The organism is Bartonella sp. MU37NMGALS (genome assembly GCF_042194015.1).
GTDB classification, from domain to species: Bacteria; Pseudomonadota; Alphaproteobacteria; order Rhizobiales; family Rhizobiaceae; genus Bartonella; species Bartonella grahamii.
Map to the genome: position 1 here is coordinate 33,490 of NZ_JBHIML010000005.1, position 17,388 is coordinate 50,877.

At 36.3% G+C, this 17,388-nt stretch carries 18 protein-coding genes, 1 tRNA gene and 2 pseudogenes; 11 read left to right on the forward strand and 10 right to left on the reverse strand.

Annotation, left to right across the window (positions count from 1 at the left end; all coding sequences use genetic code 11):
* The first annotated feature begins 237 nt into the window (after window positions 1-237).
* On the forward strand, window positions 238-450 hold the full coding sequence (locus tag ACFIJP_RS04255) for a DUF3126 family protein (RefSeq protein WP_015856411.1): 213 nt from the start codon (window positions 238-240) through the stop codon (window positions 448-450).
* Between the two features lie 42 nt (window positions 451-492).
* Here the strand turns inward: ACFIJP_RS04255 and radC are convergent, their stop codons facing one another.
* Genes radC through sfsA form a run of 3 tightly spaced genes read right to left on the reverse strand, consistent with a single transcriptional unit; the run spans window position 493 to window position 2,844 of the window.
* Complete coding sequence (gene radC, locus ACFIJP_RS04260) at window positions 493-1,287, reverse strand: DNA repair protein RadC (RefSeq protein WP_375625778.1); 795 nt, start codon at window positions 1,285-1,287, stop codon at window positions 493-495.
* A gap of 17 nt (window positions 1,288-1,304) precedes the next feature.
* Window positions 1,305-2,135 carry a type I methionyl aminopeptidase gene (map, locus tag ACFIJP_RS04265; RefSeq protein ID WP_375625779.1) on the reverse strand — a complete coding sequence of 277 codons (831 nt, stop codon included), beginning with the start codon at window positions 2,133-2,135 and terminating at the stop codon, window positions 1,305-1,307.
* Entirely contained in the window at window positions 2,128-2,844 is a 717-nt protein-coding gene (sfsA, locus tag ACFIJP_RS04270; RefSeq protein ID WP_375625781.1) for a DNA/RNA nuclease SfsA, read from the reverse strand. Before sfsA ends, map begins: the two co-directional genes overlap by 8 nt.
* Before the next feature lie 284 nt (window positions 2,845-3,128).
* Here sfsA and ACFIJP_RS04275 point away from each other — a divergent pair, with 284 nt between their 5' ends.
* The 4 genes from ACFIJP_RS04275 (at window position 3,129) to ttcA (ending at window position 6,717) form a co-directional block, all read left to right on the forward strand.
* On the forward strand, window positions 3,129-3,959 hold the full coding sequence (locus ACFIJP_RS04275) for an RNA methyltransferase (RefSeq protein WP_375625783.1): 831 nt from the start codon (window positions 3,129-3,131) through the stop codon (window positions 3,957-3,959).
* Window positions 3,959-4,786, forward strand: coding sequence for a glutamate racemase (murI, locus tag ACFIJP_RS04280; RefSeq protein WP_375625785.1), 828 nt, complete (start codon window positions 3,959-3,961; stop codon window positions 4,784-4,786). Before ACFIJP_RS04275 ends, murI begins: the two co-directional genes overlap by 1 nt.
* 170 nt (window positions 4,787-4,956) lie before the next feature.
* Window positions 4,957-5,574: a 30S ribosomal protein S4 gene (gene rpsD / locus ACFIJP_RS04285; protein ID WP_273722651.1), complete on the forward strand. Its 618-nt coding sequence runs from the start codon at window positions 4,957-4,959 to the stop codon at window positions 5,572-5,574.
* Window positions 5,575-5,841: 267 nt separating this feature from the next.
* The gene (gene ttcA / locus ACFIJP_RS04290; RefSeq protein WP_375625787.1) at window positions 5,842-6,717 is read left to right on the forward strand and encodes a tRNA 2-thiocytidine(32) synthetase TtcA; all 876 of its coding nucleotides are present in this window, start codon (window positions 5,842-5,844) and stop codon (window positions 6,715-6,717) included.
* A 530-nt stretch (window positions 6,718-7,247) separates the two neighbouring features.
* Here ttcA and rimO read toward each other — a convergent pair.
* Window positions 7,248-8,561, reverse strand: coding sequence for a 30S ribosomal protein S12 methylthiotransferase RimO (gene rimO / locus ACFIJP_RS04295; protein ID WP_375625789.1), 1,314 nt, complete (start codon window positions 8,559-8,561; stop codon window positions 7,248-7,250).
* 457 nt (window positions 8,562-9,018) lie between these two features.
* Entirely contained in the window at window positions 9,019-9,732 is a 714-nt protein-coding gene (lexA, locus tag ACFIJP_RS04300; RefSeq protein WP_375625791.1) for a transcriptional repressor LexA, read from the reverse strand.
* A 901-nt stretch (window positions 9,733-10,633) separates the two neighbouring features.
* On the opposite strand from lexA, the gene ACFIJP_RS04305 reads away from it, so the two are divergent.
* From ACFIJP_RS04305 to ACFIJP_RS04320, 4 genes are all read left to right on the forward strand, one after another.
* Window positions 10,634-10,709: transfer RNA gene (locus tag ACFIJP_RS04305), tRNA-Lys, on the forward strand.
* A 562-nt stretch (window positions 10,710-11,271) separates the two neighbouring features.
* Window positions 11,272-12,171, forward strand: coding sequence for a septal ring lytic transglycosylase RlpA family protein (locus ACFIJP_RS04310; RefSeq protein ID WP_375625793.1), 900 nt, complete (start codon window positions 11,272-11,274; stop codon window positions 12,169-12,171).
* Window positions 12,172-12,884: 713 nt separating this feature from the next.
* Entirely contained in the window at window positions 12,885-13,166 is a 282-nt protein-coding gene (locus ACFIJP_RS04315) for a type II toxin-antitoxin system RelE/ParE family toxin (protein ID WP_375625915.1), read from the forward strand.
* Between the two features lie 18 nt (window positions 13,167-13,184).
* The gene (locus ACFIJP_RS04320) at window positions 13,185-13,484 is read left to right on the forward strand and encodes a HigA family addiction module antitoxin (RefSeq protein ID WP_330168901.1); all 300 of its coding nucleotides are present in this window, start codon (window positions 13,185-13,187) and stop codon (window positions 13,482-13,484) included.
* A 56-nt stretch (window positions 13,485-13,540) separates the two neighbouring features.
* Here the strand turns inward: ACFIJP_RS04320 and ACFIJP_RS04325 are convergent, their stop codons facing one another.
* From ACFIJP_RS04325 to ACFIJP_RS04345, 5 genes and pseudogenes are all read right to left on the reverse strand, one after another.
* Window positions 13,541-14,581, reverse strand: coding sequence for a tyrosine-type recombinase/integrase (locus ACFIJP_RS04325; protein WP_375625795.1), 1,041 nt, complete (start codon window positions 14,579-14,581; stop codon window positions 13,541-13,543).
* A 2-nt stretch (window positions 14,582-14,583) separates the two neighbouring features.
* The gene (locus tag ACFIJP_RS04330; protein ID WP_015857131.1) at window positions 14,584-14,832 is read right to left on the reverse strand and encodes a hypothetical protein; all 249 of its coding nucleotides are present in this window, start codon (window positions 14,830-14,832) and stop codon (window positions 14,584-14,586) included.
* A gap of 75 nt (window positions 14,833-14,907) precedes the next feature.
* Window positions 14,908-15,348, reverse strand: a complete 441-nt coding sequence (locus ACFIJP_RS04335; RefSeq protein ID WP_375625797.1) for a hypothetical protein — start codon at window positions 15,346-15,348, stop codon at window positions 14,908-14,910.
* Window positions 15,345-15,674: a hypothetical protein gene (locus ACFIJP_RS04340; protein WP_375625799.1), complete on the reverse strand. Its 330-nt coding sequence runs from the start codon at window positions 15,672-15,674 to the stop codon at window positions 15,345-15,347. Before ACFIJP_RS04340 ends, ACFIJP_RS04335 begins: the two co-directional genes overlap by 4 nt.
* A gap of 110 nt (window positions 15,675-15,784) precedes the next feature.
* A pseudogene (locus ACFIJP_RS04345) lies at window positions 15,785-16,141 on the reverse strand (YqaJ viral recombinase family protein); the annotation flags it as partial.
* On the opposite strand from ACFIJP_RS04345, the pseudogene ACFIJP_RS04350 reads away from it, so the two are divergent.
* Together ACFIJP_RS04350 and ACFIJP_RS04355 are read left to right on the forward strand one after the other, a co-directional pair.
* Window positions 16,133-16,998: pseudogene (locus ACFIJP_RS04350) on the forward strand (hypothetical protein); the annotation flags it as partial. The pseudogenes ACFIJP_RS04345 and ACFIJP_RS04350 sit on opposite strands and share 9 nt — an antisense overlap.
* Window positions 16,901-17,368: a hypothetical protein gene (locus ACFIJP_RS04355; RefSeq protein ID WP_375625801.1), complete on the forward strand. Its 468-nt coding sequence runs from the start codon at window positions 16,901-16,903 to the stop codon at window positions 17,366-17,368. The pseudogene ACFIJP_RS04350 and the gene ACFIJP_RS04355, both read left to right, overlap by 98 nt.
* The last annotated feature ends 20 nt before the right edge of the window (window positions 17,369-17,388 follow it).

Consider the following 17,388-nt stretch of genomic DNA (forward strand, 5'->3'; position numbering starts at 1 on the left):
AGTAAAATTATTAAAAATATACAGTTTTTTGCCATTTTTTAATCTATACGGGTATATTTAATAATGATAGACCTTTTGTAAAATTTCTTTATGAATGTATAAAGAACGTTGTAGATATATGTAATATTAAGTAAATGCTTAGATTAAGATTTTTTACTGACTTTACAGAATCATGGGAGTGTCTTATTTGCGCGACACGCAATTATTTTAGTCGTTTCAAAAAAACAGGAGAGCATAGTGAATGCTGATGAAATAAAAAAACTTGATAATTATTTAAAAAATATATTCCAAAACTCAGCATTGCAAGTCAGAGCACGGCCTAAAAAGAGTGATTCTTGTGAGGTTTATATGGGAGATGAGTTTTTAGGCATTATCTATCGAGATGAAGATGAAGATGAGCTCTCTTATAATTTCTCAATGGCTATATTAGATATTGATTTAGAAAATTGATTCGTTATTCATAGTTGAATGAATCTTTTTATCCCATAAGATTTATATAAGTTTTAACGCTTTAAAGCTCGTATGGTTATTTCGTGCAATAATAAGGTGGTCATGGATGATAATGCCTAATGCATTTGCTGCATCTTTTAATCTATATGTCATTGTTATATCTGCATCAGAGGGGGTAGAATCGCCAGAAGGGTGATTGTGGACTAAGATAAGTCCTGATGCGGATAACTCTAAAGCTCGAGAAATAACTTCACGAGGATAAACAGGGGTATGATCAATGGTTCCAGTTTGTTGCACCTCATCAGCAAGTAAGCCGTTTTTCTTATCAAGAAACAAAATACGAAATTGTTCACGTGTTTCGTGAGCCATAACAGCTTTACAATAAGCTAACACTTTATCCCATGATGAAAAGATATCGCGTTTAAACAATTGCGCACGAGCAAGACGTCCAGCAACATCTGAAATAATTTTTAAATCAATTGCAGTGGCAGGACCACATCCTGGAATTTCTTGAAGTCGGTGAATATCTGCTCCCAACACATCAGCTAATGAACCAAAACGTGCTATCAAATTTTTAGCTATGGGCTTTGTGTTTGCACGGGGTATTGTGCGAAAAAGCAATAATTCAAGATATTCATAATCTTCGATTGCATTTCCTTTTGACTTTAAATAACGCTTCCGAAGACGCTCACGATGTCCTTGATAATGTTTATGAAGCTGTGCGTTTTTCTGAGGCTCTTCACTTTTTCTTTCTGATACTGGGGTGAGTGGAGAACTCGATGTTAATGCAAAGTGATTACTTTGAGTATCTTCCTTTTGATTTAATTTTTTAGCCATAACATCTCTACATTGCGTTAGGTATGAAAATTTGGAATATAAAAAATATTTTTAGGAGATTGTGTAAATATTTCATACCCTTCATTTGTAACACCAATTGTATGTTCGTATTGTGCTGTCAGAGAACGGTCACGGGTAACAGCAGTCCAACCGTCAGATAAAATCTTAACTTGTGGTTTACCAAGGTTAATCATAGGCTCAATTGTAAACATCATACCTTGTTTTAATTCGACTCCTTCTCCAGGATTTCCATAATGGAGGATATTGGGAGCATCATGAAAAAGCTGGCCGATACCATGTCCGCAAAAATCTCTCACAATTGAGCATCGTTCAGATTCTGCATACTGTTGAATGGCTGCCCCAATATCACCTGTCGTTGCTCCAGGCTTAACGACAGTGATTCCTTTCATAAGACTTTCATAGGTTATTTTTAGCAAGCGTTCTGCTGCACGTCTAATTTTTCCAACAGGATACATTCGGCTTGAATCTCCATGCCAACCATCAAGGATAAAGGTTACATCAACATTTACAATATCGCCTTCTTGCAAAGGTCTTTTATTGGGGATACCATGACAGACAACGTGATTGATAGATGTGCAGCATGAATGGCTGTATCCATGGTAATTTAGATCAGCAGGAAGTGCTCCTCTACTAGCACCAAAAATAAATACAAAATCATCAATTTCTTGCGTAGTAACGCCTGGCTTAATAATATCCGTAAGCGCATCAAGGCATTCTGCAGCAATGCGACCAACTTCACGCATTTTAGCAAAAGCATAATCATCGAAAATGCGGATTTTTCCATTAAATTTTAAAGGGCTTTTATTATATTCGATATACTCAGTCATTGTTTCTTCTATTTTCTATTTTTACTCTCTGAATCGGAAAAATGCCTTCTACACTTACGTGACACTTTACAGCATAACATTCTACTCCTGATTTTAATGCTAAATCAAACTTACGTCCATAGAGTGGATCAAGATCATGACAGATTGTAAAAGCTGCGCAATCTTCTCGTTGAATAATATAAAGCATAGCAGCTCTTTTTCCTTGTTGTACAACTCCTATGAGCTCATCAAGGTGACGTGCTCCACGTTTTGTTTTACTATCAGGAAATTCTGCTAATCCTTTTTGACGAATAAAATGAACATTTTTGACTTCTAGGTAACAGTCAGGAAGAATGTCATCACGTAAAAGAAAGTCAATTCGTGATTGTGTTCCATAGCGTTGTTCTTTTAAAATTGTTTTATATCCACTTAATTCTGGTAGTAATCCGTTTTGAATTGCTTCTAATGCAAGTTTATTGGGTAAAGCAGTATTAATGCCAACCAAAGTATTATCGGCTTCAATAATTTCTAATTGATAGGCATATTTTCGTTTGATGTTATTATGATATGAAAGCCAGATATTGGAGTTGAAAGCTGTTAATCCAAGCATTGATCCTGTATTAGGTACAGACACGGTGAGGACATGCTGATCATCTTGTTGAACATCCGCAAGGAAACGTTTATAACGACGGATAAGCTTTGCAGGAAAAAGTTTGGGAATAAAGTGCATATCCCTTTTTTAGGATTTATGATTTCATAATTCAACTGAGATTATGATTTGTAGGAGCTATTCCTTATAAAAAAGATAAAATTGATGTAAAAAACGCTACGATATCCTATATAAATTGTTATAAATTCCATCGTTCACTTTAATGGCTTTTAAAATTTATTATCTTTGAGTGAAAAGATAACATTGTCTATAATTTATTATTAAACAGCATTAGAGTACTGTGAAGAAGGTTTCGTAAAAAATAGTGGAGAGGGAGATAGTTTAAGTGAAACTAGGTAAGATTGATGGCTGGAACGAATAAGAATCGTGAAAATTTAACAAATGGTCCCATTATTATTTTAGTTGAACCGCAGCTTCCTGAAAACATTGGTATGGTCGCAAGGGCAATGGCAAATTTTGGGCTTTCTAAGCTTCGGTTAGTCAAACCTCGAGAAATGTTTCCAAATGAAAAAGCTATAGCTGCTGCAAGTAAAGCTGATCATGTCATTAACAACACTGTGATTTTTAATACATTGCGTGATTCAATTGCAGATTTACACTATGTTTTTGCCACAACAGCACGTGAAAGATGCGGATTTAAAACTGTAAAAAGTGCTGTCGAAGCAGCAAACGTATTACGTCAGCGTGAAAGTATCGGACATAAGACAGGTATTGTCTTTGGAAGAGAGAGATGGGGATTAGAAAATGATGAAATCAGCCTTGTTGATGAAATTATTACTTTTCCAGTTAATCCTGCTTTTGCGTCACTTAATATTGCGCAAGCGGTTCTTTTGATGTCTTACGAATGGATGAAAACAGGTCTAGAGAATGTCAGTGATACGGCATTTCGTGCCGCAGAGATGGAACCTGCAAATAAAACAATATTTCATGGTTTTTTATCTCAGTTAGAAGAGGCTTTGAATATCCGTGGGTATTTTAGACCCCTTGAGCGCAAAGAAGTAATGCTTGCAAATTTGCGCTCTGTTTTTACGCGCGCTAACTTTAGTGAACCTGAGGTTCGTTTATTACGAGGCATTATATCTTCTTTGGATCATTTTTCGCCACAATATCCACGGGGGAGTAGAGCACCTGAAGAGCGTGATCGTAAAAAAAATAAAAATAAGTGTGAAAATTAATGGATGAACGACCTGTTCTTTTTTTTGATAGCGGTATTGGTGGTTTAACAGTGTTCAGGGAAGCACGTATTCTTATCTCTGAAATGCAGTTTATCTATGTTGCTGATGATGCAGGATTTCCTTATGGAAATTGGAAAGAAAATATTTTGAAAGAGCGTATTTTAAAGATTTTTACAAATCTCTTAACACGCTACAATCCAGCCTTATGTGTGATTGCTTGCAACACCGTTTCTACACTGATGATGGCAGATTTACGACAGAATTTTCCTCATGTCCCTTTTGTAGGAACGGTTCCTGCAATTAAATCAGCTGCTGAACAAACAAAATCTGGTTTTATTTCCGTATTAGCTACTCCTGGAACAGTTAAACGTGCCTATACAAATGAATTAATTAACTCTTTTGCTGGACAGTGTCATGTTCAGCTTGTGGGAAGTAAAAAACTGGCTGGATTTGCTGAAGATTATTTACGGGGAAAATCTATCGATTCAGAAGAGTTAAGAAAAGAAATCCTGCCATGTTTTGTGGAAAAAAATGGACAATATACTGATGTTATTGTTTTAGCCTGCACACATTATCCTTTTTTGATTAACTTCTTTCGTGAACATGCTTTATGGTCCGTTGAGTGGATTGATCCGGCGAAAGCGATTGCCAAACATATCAGATCATTATTACCACTGTCGGAAAAAGTACACGATCAATATATAAAGAAATATCAAGATTTTGCGTTGTTAACATCGAAAAATATCACTTCTTTAACGGAGAATTTGTTTAAAGGATTTGGCTTAAAACTCATGAAAGGAGTTGACTTTGGGTTACGAGACCAATAATGATGATCTAGCTATTTTTTCAAGAAAATAGCATTAATTGACGTGTCCCGTGGATAACTTTGCATATTAATATGTTAAGGTATTCTGTCAGTCTTTAGTATTTAAAGGCAGAGGAGGGCGCGTTTCCTTGGGATCTTAAGATCTCGTGTTTTATTTTATAAGGAAATGCGATGAGTAAACGCGAAACAACAAAGTATAAAATTGACCGTCGTATGGGAGAAAATATTTGGGGTCGTCCAAAATCTCCTGTCAATCGTCGTGATTATGGTCCAGGTCAGCATGGACAGCGTCGTAAAGGAAAACTTTCTGACTATGGGGTGCAGTTGCGTGCTAAACAGAAATTGAAAGGGTTTTATGGAGATATTTCAGAAAAACAATTTCATAAAACCTATGAAGAGGCTGCTCGTCGACGGGGCGATACTGGTGAAAATCTTATCGGTCTGTTAGAATCGCGTTTGGATGCTGTTGTTTATCGTGCAAAATTCGTGCCTACGATTTTCGCTTCTCGCCAATTTATCAATCACGGTCATGTTAATGTAAATGGTCGGCGCACAAATATTCAATCTTATCGTTGTAAACCTGGTGATGTTATTGAGGTTCGGGAAAAATCAAAACAACTTGTTTTAGTTTTAGAATCAGTGCAATTGGCAGAACGTGATGTCCCTGATTATATTGAAGCAGATCATAAACAGATGAAAGCAACCTTTACGCGTATTCCTGCTTTTGCAGATGTTCCTTATGCTGTGCAAATGGAACCTAATTTGGTTGTTGAATTTTATTCTCGATAATTTTTCTGCAAGAGAAGTTGTTTTTCTCTTCTATTATTATAACTTCAAAATATTGTGTTGTTTTTACAATCTTTGAAGTTAATAAGTGTTTTTTTGTGAATGGTTCTATATTAAGTTTATTGCTATGTTTTATAGCCATAAACTTATATAGTTCCATTTCTTTTTTGTGTATCTAATTTATGAATTCAAAAAACATAAATGTAAGCTTGCTTTAATATTTGTTTTTATCTTTGCAAAACGAGCTGTTATTGTGCAGGATATGGTATTATGAATGATGTTTCAGTTGAATATCAGGCAATAGAAGAAAACGAAGGGAGAGATGATCCTTTAATAAGCGAAGCAGATAGTTGTCATCCAATGTTTCGTGTTGCTCCTTCAAGCGTAGAATTTAATAAATTGCGCAAACGACTTTTGCGTCATATGCGACAAGCTTTGGATGATTTTTCTATGCTCTCTACAGGAAAAAAATGGCTTGTTGCTTTATCGGGTGGAAAAGACTCTTATGGTTTATTAGCGCTTCTTTTAGACTTAAAATGGCGAGGGATTTTATCCGTTGAAATTCTTGCCTGTAATCTTGATCAAGGGCAACCAGGATTCCCTAAGCATATTCTTCCAGACTTTTTAAGTTCTTATAAAATTCCATATCGTATTGAATATCAGGATACTTATTCCATTGTTACAGATAAATTGGCAGAGTCGCAGACATATTGTTCACTTTGTTCTCGATTACGACGTGGTAATCTCTATCGTATTGCACGTGAAGAGGGATGTTCTGCATTAGTTTTAGGTCATCATCGTGATGATGTTTTAGAAACATTTTTTATGAATTTGTTTCACGGTGGCCGATTAGCTGCCATGCCTGGAAAACTTAAAAATGATGAAGGAGATCTTTTTGTGTTACGTCCTCTTGTTTATGCAGCTGAGGAGGATATGGAAAAATTTTCTCAAGCAATGCAATTTCCGATTATTCCTTGTAATCTTTGCGGTAGTCAAGATGGTTTACAACGTAATGCAATGAAAGAAATGCTGAAAAATATCGAAAGGCAAATGCCAGGACGTAAAGATACGATGATTCGCGCTTTAACAAATGTACGCCCAAGTCATTTGCTTGATAAGAAATTCTTTAATTTTAAGACCTGTTAATAAAGATTAGATATTAAAAAATAAGTTCAAAGAGTTTAAGATAAGATACTTATTTATAATGATAATTTATGTTTTTTAATTTAAATACCGTAAGATTATTTTGTTTCAAATTCTCTTATATTGCATCCATAAAAAACATCCGCCTGCATATCACAAAGGAAATTTTTGTGTGCATAAAACACTATTGAAAAAAGTTTCCTTTCACTTATTAATAACTGTCGCAATATGAAAAATGGGAAAATAGTACGATTGTCGATTTGCTCTTTTGTTAAGTAAAAATGGTGAACCTTGTGGATTTTATTCTTTTGCGCCGCCGTCATCGTCGTTTAAGGCTCATTTAAGGCATTAAATTAAGAGAATACATAACTGCTTTGTATTAGTGTATAGAAACATTCAGGGTAACGATTGCTCGTGAATTCTTATGAAGTGAGTTACATAAGTGATCAAGTTCGATTGTGAGTAGCTGATCTTTTTATAAACCAATGCCGATAGAAATCTTCATCATTGAGGACAGGGAAGAAGTTAAATTTTCAAACTGCTACACCATAAAGATCATAGGCATCCGACTGTTCAATTTTAACGCTGACAAATTCACCAACACGCAACGGGCGTCGTGATGATATATGGACAACACCATCTATTTCTGGAGCATCATATTGACTACGACCTTTGGCAACTTTTCCTTGACTTTCATCGATAAGCACTTGGAGTCTTTTTCCAATTTTTTTCTTTAAAAGATGTGTGGAAATTTGTTGTTGTTTTGCCATAAAACGATGCCAGCGATTTTCTTTCACCTCTTCAGGAATATTTTCTAATCCCAAATCATTTGCGGCTGCTCCTTTTACTTCTTCATATTTAAAGCACCCAGCGCGTTCAATTTTTGCTTCTTCTAACCATTCTAACAGGATATTAAAATCTTCATTCGTTTCACCAGGAAAACCAACAATAAATGTTGATCGCAAAGCAAGATCTGGACATATTTTTCGCCATTTTTCAATTCTACGGTTTGTTTTTTCTATGAGTGCAGGACGCTTCATATGACGCAAAACAGCTGGTGATGCATGCTGAAAAGGAATATCCAGATAAGGAAGAATTTTTTTTGCAGCCATAAGTTCGATAACTTCATCAACATGGGGATAAGGATAAACGTAATGCATACGTATCCAAATACCCATATCGCCTAGTTCGCGACAAAGATCAAAGAATTTTGTTTTGATTGTACGATCTTTCCAAGAATTTTCGAGATATTTAAGATCAATACCATAAGCACTTGTATCTTGTGAAATAACTAAAAGTTCTTTTACACCCGCTTGCACGAGTTTTTCAGCTTCACGAAGAACATCGCTGATGGGACGTGAAGTGAGATCACCACGCAGAGTAGGGATGATACAAAAACTACACTGGTTAGAGCATCCTTCAGAAATCTTTAAGTAGGCGTAATGGCGAGGTGTTAAACGAATACCTTGGGGAGGAACTAAATCAAGAAAAGGATCATGAACAGGAGGAATTGCTGTATGAACAGCTTCTATAACACTTTCATAAGCTTGCGGTTTTGTAATAGCCAATACATTAGGATACGTTTGGCGAATAACGTCAGGATCAGCACCAAGACACCCTGTTACAATAACTTTTCCATTTTTTTTGAGAGCTTCATCAATATTGGCTAATGATTCTCTCCTTGCCGAGTCAAGAAAGCCACAGGTATTCACAATAACGACATCAGCTCCTTGATGTTGACGTGAAATTTCATACCCTTCAGAGCGAAGGCGTGTAATAATTCGCTCAGAATCTACGAGTGCTTTTGGGCATCCGAGGGAGACAAAACTAATACGAGGTGCTACCATGATGATCCTACAATTACTATGAATGATTGAGTTAGGCTTTTTATAACTTAAAAATAATGTTCTTTATTTTTATACCTATGCAATACAATCTGTTACAAAGTTATTTGATTTTTTTCTACAAAATTTTATGTATTTTTATGCATGCATACAATTTTATCTTATTATATCGTAAAATTCTTTTATTGAGGACGATGATATAAGGCTGCTTCCTTCAAAGCATTCAAGTTCTTTTATAAAGTACGTGGTGAATATTTTAAAGCTTACTTGTCACGCCTTGCGTAAGTGAAGGACATGGAGGGAAGGGAAAATGAAACCCGCTCGATAAGGATCTGAATTGTTTATAGACCGAATTGGGGCATCCTTTGGCCGTGGAGAGGAAATCAACTGCGTGTGGCGCAATAAAAAATACTCAACAGCTTCTTATTGCGATATCTATCGCGTACTATAAGGTTTATTTTTAATATTTGCGAATAAGTCCGGTAAGTTTACCTTGTATTTCTACACGCTCGGATTCGTATGTACGTGCTTCATAATGAGGATTTGCGGCTTCTAATGCAATAGAAGCGCCTTTGCGTCGATAACGTTTTAATGTGGCTTCTTTTTTATCAATAAACGCAACAATAATTTCACCTGTTATTGCTGTATTTTGACGTTTCACAATGATCGTATCTTTATCAAGGATACCAGCCTCCATCATAGAATTATCTTTAACTTCTAATGCGTAGTGCTCACCTGTATTAACCATATTGCGTGGGAGAGAAAGAGTGTTTATTTGTTGTAGTATAGCAGAGGCGGGCACGCTCGCAGAAATACGTCCCATGATAGGAATGGTGATATTTTTTTTTTCTTCTTCATCAAAGTTGTCAAGGTTACTCAAGCTTTTTGATATTTCCCTTTTATTTCTTTCTATCATATTGGGAGAAATTTTACGTGCTAAAGAAAGATTAAATGTTATTTTCTCAGGGAGTCGAATCACTTCCACTGCACGAGCGCGATTGGGTAAACGACGTATAAACCCTCGTTGTTCTAAGGCTATAATGAGCTTATGAATACCAGACTTTGAAGAAAGTTCTAATGCATTTTTCATTTCTTCAAAAGAAGGAGGAACACCTGTTTCTTTTATATGGTTATGAATAAACAAGAGTAGCTCATATTGTTTACATGTTAGCATTCAATATTCCAATCAAAATAATAAAAAAGGAGTAAAGTAAAAATACATGTATATATAACACTTTTACAAATTTTTCTCGCAAAATCAAAATTATTTTATTTATTTTTGATCTTATAATTTAAGTTAATGAAGCAATACATTTATTTATAGACATATTTAAATTATTATTTATATATTATATATCTACATTAATATTAAACAATGTATAAAAGTACTCTATAGCTGTGACTGAATTATCCAACACTAAATTTTTGCTTCATGTCTGCTTTATTCTATAGAATAAATTGGCTTTCGTTATATATTCATTATGCATGAATAAAAATCACACCCTCAAAATGCAATTGTTTCTCATTATCCCATTTTCAGGTCTAACGTGCCAACCGCTATATACTATTTTACTGAACCCTAATGTTGCGATAATTTTTAGTTATTGAAAGGAAGGTATTTTCATTTCTTTTTTATAGTTTTATTCTCTCACTTGTATCGGTCAAAAAAATGCTTTTTATTGTTTCAAGATAAACAGATTTGAAATGAGAGAATCTCACAGTATTTGAGATCTCTCACTCAAGTGAGAAAATGATATTACAGTAAAAAGTATTTTTCTTCTCTATCCATTATGCTCAACAAGCCATGTGAGGGAAGGGGTAATTTCTTATAATTTTAGCGCTTCGAATCTATGCAATATTTCGCAGTGAAATTATTCCTTGATTGAAACTTCAAAAAGAAGATTAAAGAGTACCTATACAATGATGAAAAAAGGGAGGGAAACCGGAAAATTATTGATAACTGAAGAAAATAATAATATTTTTCTTCAAAAGGTGTTGACCAAATGAAAAGTCAACCGTATGTTCCCTTCACTTTCTGCAAATTAGATAGTCTCCAAACTAGATAGCTTGTGTGAGAGCGCGTAGCTCAGCTGGTAGAGCAACTGACTTTTAATCAGTAGGTCCAGGGTTCGAATCCCTGCGCGCTCACCAACTTTAAATAATATCAATAGACTATACAAAAATTTAAGAATCTTTCTTGTTTTGATTCTTTTTGGGGTTTCTTATTGATTCTATAGCCAGTCATTTTCTATCAGGTATTTTGGAATAGAGCGATGCTATGCTGTCTCCTGTCCAACAACAAAGAGCTTTAAGCTTACGATACGGTTGTACCTATATTGGCAGCACATATGGTTGCTCCTTTTCTCAATCTATAGATTGATTTTTTTATACCTACTGCATTACATGATTCGCAAAACAAGTTGCTAAAATCACCACTTATTCACAGTTTATATTATGAAATGACTTTTCTATAAGATGTTGATTTGTTTATTTTTTATTCTTTTTAACATCTACTATAGTACATTTATTTCTTACGAAAATCATAAAAAGGTTAACAATGTGTTAATTTCTTGATAAAAGGGACAAATTCAAGAGTGGTATATGCGCGAGGGAAATCATTTAAAAACGTAAATTCTTCCGTCGCGTACAGAAAGCGTGACAGCGTGACGTGGTTTTTACAGTAGTACTTAACAGAAATAAGTGGACTGAATAGATGCCTTCAAATAGAAAAAAGAAATTTACTTTTATTATTAAACCAACACTTCAATTGTTTTCTATGATCGTCATTTCTCAGTCACTGGTATCTTGTTGCGCAAGCCAAACTATGAATTTTTCAATAAAAGATTCCTATCATAATAAACCAATTGACGTGAACACTTCTGTCCTACCTCAACAAGTATCCAATAAGAAGAAACAATCGGAAGAAAAAAAGCGTGGACGAGCTGTTGTTGGTAAACCTTATCAAATAAAAGGAAAGTGGTATTATCCTCAAAATGATCCGACTTATAAACGTGTTGGCGAAGCATCATGGTATGGTTCAGATTTTCATGGACGTTTAACTGCCAACGGTGAAATTTATGACATGAATCTTTTGACTGCTGCTCATCCTACAATGCCTTTACCTAGCTATGCTCGTGTTACTAATTTGAAAAATGGATCTTCAATCATTGTTAGAGTGAATGATCGCGGACCTTTTATGAAAGACAGAATCATTGATTTATCAAGGCAAGCTGCGGCAATACTGGGGTATGTAGATAGGGGGGTCACAGATGTTAAAGTAGAATATATTGCTGAAGCACCCGTTGGCTATTATGATGGTGCATATTTAATGGCCTCTTATACTCCTGGAAATGCTGCCTCATATTCATTAGCGTCAGAAAATGCTTTGAAAAAAAGAGAAACTGTTTTGTTAAAAGAGAAGCGTAATACAGGAAACAAAGAAGAATTAGCTAAAGCAGCTGCTGTTGAACAGGAACAACGTAATAAAACTGTTGCAGTTAAATTGCCAGAAATTGGTCCTATCATGGTTGATAAGCCGATGCCATTCGATCAAGTTGCTTCTATAAATAAGCTAAACAAAAAAACAAAGGTCAATTGGCTACAGCTGTTTTAAGAAAAAATGCCTTGATTTTTTATCTATATAATTCTCTAGTAAAAAAGATAAGAACTTACGGATTTATTAGTGGAAGGTTTTCATCTTAAAGCGCGTTGTCCTTTTAAAAAAGCGTGGTTGGGTGCTATTATAAATTCAGTACGTCCTTTCCACTCCATTGCTGATCTATTGGTCGTTTTATGATATTGCTTGCTTAATAAAGCGCCTACTTTTCTTGCTGTAATAGCTTTTGCTAGACGAGGGTAGATTATTGTATCGGGTCTGTTTGTGTAATTTCCAAAGCAACTATACAATCAATTTGAGAGGAATAAAAAGCTTAAAAAGTAAAAAAATATTTTCTTTTGATTCGTTTTTGCAGCTTTCCAAAGCATCCACGGTAATATCTTATGAAGAGATTATGCATTACCTCATGCTTTTGTTTATCGTATTCTTTAATGGAGTAAGTCCCCTCACGAAAAACAGAGCGTCTCAAACAAAATACACTTACATTGCCAATTCACGTACTCCCAGCTAATATTTAATCAAATCAATAGGTTATAATAAAAGTTCGGGAGTTTTGATTCCGTTGATTCTTTTAACTTATTTTCTACCTATCCCTAACTTTTTTATAGCTTATACCCAATCATTTTATCTAGATAACTGGATTTGCTAGCAGGGCGCTTGACTCTTATTTTTATTGATCGTATAGTGACGATATACGATAAGGGGCGGTAATCGCAATTGTGAGTTTCAAACATAAGAGCTTAAAATTATTTTATACAACGGGTTCCACAAAAGCTATTCGACCAAATCGCGTAAAAAAATTACGCGTTATCTTGACAGCTTTAACAAGTGCTACGACGCCTGAAATGTTGAAAGCGCCTGCCTTTAAAATGCATCCTCTTAAAGGTGAACTTACGGGATATTATTCCATATGGGTGAATGGAAATTGGCGTGTTACTTTTCGCTTTATAGGAACAGATGTGGAGCTTGTTGATTATCAAGATTACCATTGATGAAAGGAACGAAAACAAATGATGCATAACCCCGCACATCCGGGCGAAGTTCTAAAAGTAGCTTTCTTAGAAGAAATGGGGATAACAATACAAAAGTTAGCTGATCATCTCCATATGACAAGAGCTTCTCTATCAAGAGTGATTAACGGACATGCCTCTATGAGTACCGAACTTGCAGTGAAATTAGAACTAGCTGGTTTTAGTAAAGCAAAATTTTGGCTGGATATGCAAACGAATTATAATTTATGGCAAACAATGCAACAGACACAACCACCTATCTCTCCTCTGGTTTCTGATGCACCTCAAACGCCGCATTAATTTCATTCATAATTTTGACGGGGCTTTGGTTTGTTTTTTAGCAGCCACTCATTGTCCTAACTTTTTTGAAGTTTTTTGATTGCTTCTATTGCAAGTCGTTTTCTATCGGCTGTTTTGGTATAAAGGGATGCCATTTTATCTTCTGTCCAGCCAAAAAGCGCTTTCATTTGCGAAACTGTCGCACCAGCATTGGCTGCACGTGTTGCTGCTAATTTTCGTAATCCGTGCGCTGATTTTTTAATACCCGCCGCATTACATGCTTCACGAAAGAGGTTGCCAAAACTTTCTTTGACAAGCTTATTTCCACCTTTACCACAAATAAATGTTTCATTACCTATGGGACCAATTTTAAAGGTTTCCTCTAGTTCTGGTAAAATAGGAAGAAAAACATCTGTTTTAAATTGGCTCTTTTCTGTTTTGAGATAAATGATATTATCTTTGACATCTTTCCAGCCGATACGAACGGCATCACCACGGCGCAAGCCTGTATAAAGAAGAACATCAATCCAGACGCGTTCATGTGTACCATGTGACCAACGGTGATAATATTTGTCTATGTCCTCTTCTAGCCATGGCAGTAATCCCTCACTGTTTAAAGATTTTGGTGCTTTTATATTAAAGGCAGGATTTCTATTTAAAAGGGCATTATCAACCGCCCAATTAAAGAGACCGTTTAAAGAGGTCAAAAAATGTTTTGCAGCCGCGGGGGTCTCTCGCCTTCTATCTACGGCTTCAAGAATGTGTTGTTTGTTTATGCTTTTATATGCACGATCACCGATATGTTTAGAAACATTATTCAGAATTCGATATTTAACTTTTTTAGTGGATTCTGATTGATTATGCCATTGCATGCTTTGTAAATACTGATGCAATAACCAATCGAAAGACCCTTCTGTGAGTCTGGTACGCCTCTTTGTTTTGGAGGAGCCATTTTGTGCTTGCTTAATAGCCAGCGTATAATTATCAACAAACTCTTGCGTTCCATAGGTTCCTTCAATCCGAAACCGTGGTCCATGACCAATACGTACATACCATATAACTTTACCATGGCGTGTACGTTCACGAACAAGATGCGGTGGACGGCGTTTTTTTGGCATGGCTAAAACTTTATACCGTCGACAGAGGGGCAGCTTTTGCTGGTCTCGTAGTCTTCTTGTTCATTTTCAAGCGGTGGAAAATCGTCAATGCTATAAGTATTATCTGTCGTTGTTGGTGTTATGGTTTTATTGATATGAATTAATAATTCCCCTGTAGGTTTGATTTCTATGAGTTCACATCCTTGTTTTTTAGCTTCTCTTAAAGCACGAGCAATAGCTGGTTGCGTGATAGTAGGTGGGCGGTGTGGCATGTTTATTCCCCTTCATTTTAGATGTAATTCTCCCGTGGCGTGAATCACGCTGGTGTTAAAAGTTTGTTTGTGTTGCTAGAAAGGAACGTCGTCCCCTGTTAAGTTTTCTGTCTTTTCCTTGTAAACAATTTTGTAATCGGCATAAATTTGTGCGTCGCCATAAATTCTTGGATTACCATCAATAATTGCATATTTGTAAATTTGTGCGTCCCCAAAAATATCCCCCCCATATACTTTTGCGTTATCATAAACTTGTGCATTGCCATAAACGCGTGCAAAATAAGCAACTTTCGCGTTACCAAACACTTTAGCGCTGTCGTAAACTTCGGCACCACAATAAACCATAGCTTCATTATTAACCCAACAGTCGGCTTCATGACTTAGGTTGTCCTCATCCTCTATAAAGCCCCCAAGGTTACCTTTCTTGACGCCACCAAAATCTCTTAATGCTCTAATTCGGTGAAGCGTAAATCCATCAACCTCTGTTGTTTCATCAGTCAATTCATATTTTCTCATCTGGTTTGTTTTCTAGTTGAGATTCTTCTATCGTCATCAATCCAGTCGTTCCAACATACACATGCTTCACCGTAAATTTTTGCATGACCGTAAATATGCGCATCACCATAAACTTGTGCATTTTCGTAAACCTTAGCATCATCATAAACCTTGGCATAACCCCCAATCCAGCAATTACCATGATGCGATAGGTTGTCTTCTTTCTCGATATAGCCGCCAAGGTCACCTTGCTTGATGTCCCCCAAATCTCTCAATGCACGAATGCGGCAGAGCGTTTTGCGCCCAACTTCGATTGTTTCATCAGTAAGTTCATATTTCTTTTCCATGGTTTATTTCCTTGATTTGCGCACAATCCACCCGTAGCGTAAATCATGCATTACTTAAAAGTTGTTAGGAAAGGGCGGGGGTGCTGGGAGGAGAGAGCACCCCCATAGGTTTAATCAGCTTTTGTCAAAATCTTGTGCATCTCTTGTTCTATTTCCCCTAAAAAGATTTCGACCGCTTTATTGATCTCTTCAATGTGTTTCTCATCACGGTTGATGCGTTTGATTTTCATTCTCAAACCAGTAGATTTGCCTACAAAGTTTGGATTATAGCTTACGAAATCACACCACTTTTGTCCTGTACAAGCCATTTGGAATTGCATCTGTGCGTGATATTCTGGCTTGATTTCGTCACCTATAAAAAAACGAAGATGAGTCGTTGATTGTGGACATTTGACTTCGATTAAACCGTCCTCTCCAATGAACCCATCAGGACTTGCACCAGCCATTTCCATTTTTTGGTGTGGAATACGCGCGTTGAAGAAGAGCTAAACGATTTTGCTGATAAAAAAGAGCACATATCGCAAGTTCGTAGTGAGGCTGGTAAAAAAGGTGCACAAGCAAAAAATAATACAAAATAACATGTTAATAATTTTTCTGAAGCAAACGATAAGCAAAATCAAGCTATAAAGAACCAGAATAAGAATATATATAAAAAAACTAAAACTATCGTTTTAGCAAAAAAAGAAATTGGTTCTGAAAGTTTAGAAAAAAACGAACAGGTTGACGAGCCAACAGAGGTTGTTGCTGTTGAGACCACATCAGAGCAAATCGAAACCTCATCAGACAACCAACCTCCCATTCACGAGCAAGAGAACGTTCCCAAAAAAGCAAAACGAGCGAAAGCTAATCGCGGTGTCGATTGCCTGCGGATTTTGAACCCGATTACGATTTTGCAATCGAAGAGGGCTTGCCTCCAGAGCGCGTCAAAGTCGAAATTGCAAAGTTTCGAGATTACTGGCGTTCAAAAGCCGGAGCAAATGCAATCAAAATCGATTGGCAAGCAACATGGCGTAACTGGGTACGCAGGGCTATCGAGGGTTTAGAAAAAACGAAAAACACGAACAACAATGGTGGAAACAATGGAAACTTTTCAAAAGATCAAAGAACTCGCGGTGGTACCGGAGAGACAATCCGTAATCTTATCGGTGCAACACAGCTTAGTGACGCCTCTACAAGATACCGTGCAACAGATAGAGCGATGTGTAACTCTGGAATTCCCATGGACCTTGATCAATGGCAGTCAATTGACAAAAACCCTAGAGAAACAAGCTGTAGAAGCTTATCAGACTGTTCAAAACTTACTTACCTTGAAAGCATCTGTTGAAGACATAGCAGAAGCTCTTGATGTGCTTGAAGGTGGTTTGACAATGCAAAAAGTTTCGAATGCAGAAGCGCGTGCAAAGGCTTATATCGCTGCTCTTAACGGCATTTCACTCTGGTCTTTATTGCAAGCCGTTAAAAATCTTATACGTGGTGAGGCAAAAGGCATGTCCACAACATTTGTGCCCTCATGCGCTGATCTGGCGCAGTATTGTCGCGATTTAGAAAGCAGGCTTTATGGTGTTGCTGAGAAGGTTTTTATAGCAGTTGAAAATACGCGTAACCTAGCTTTAGGAGGCAAGCGCATTTCATTCATGAGAATAGGCAAGCCTAGTGAAGAGCAACATAACAGTAGCAATTCTAAAGCGGCTTAAAACAGTAAAATAGTGAAAAG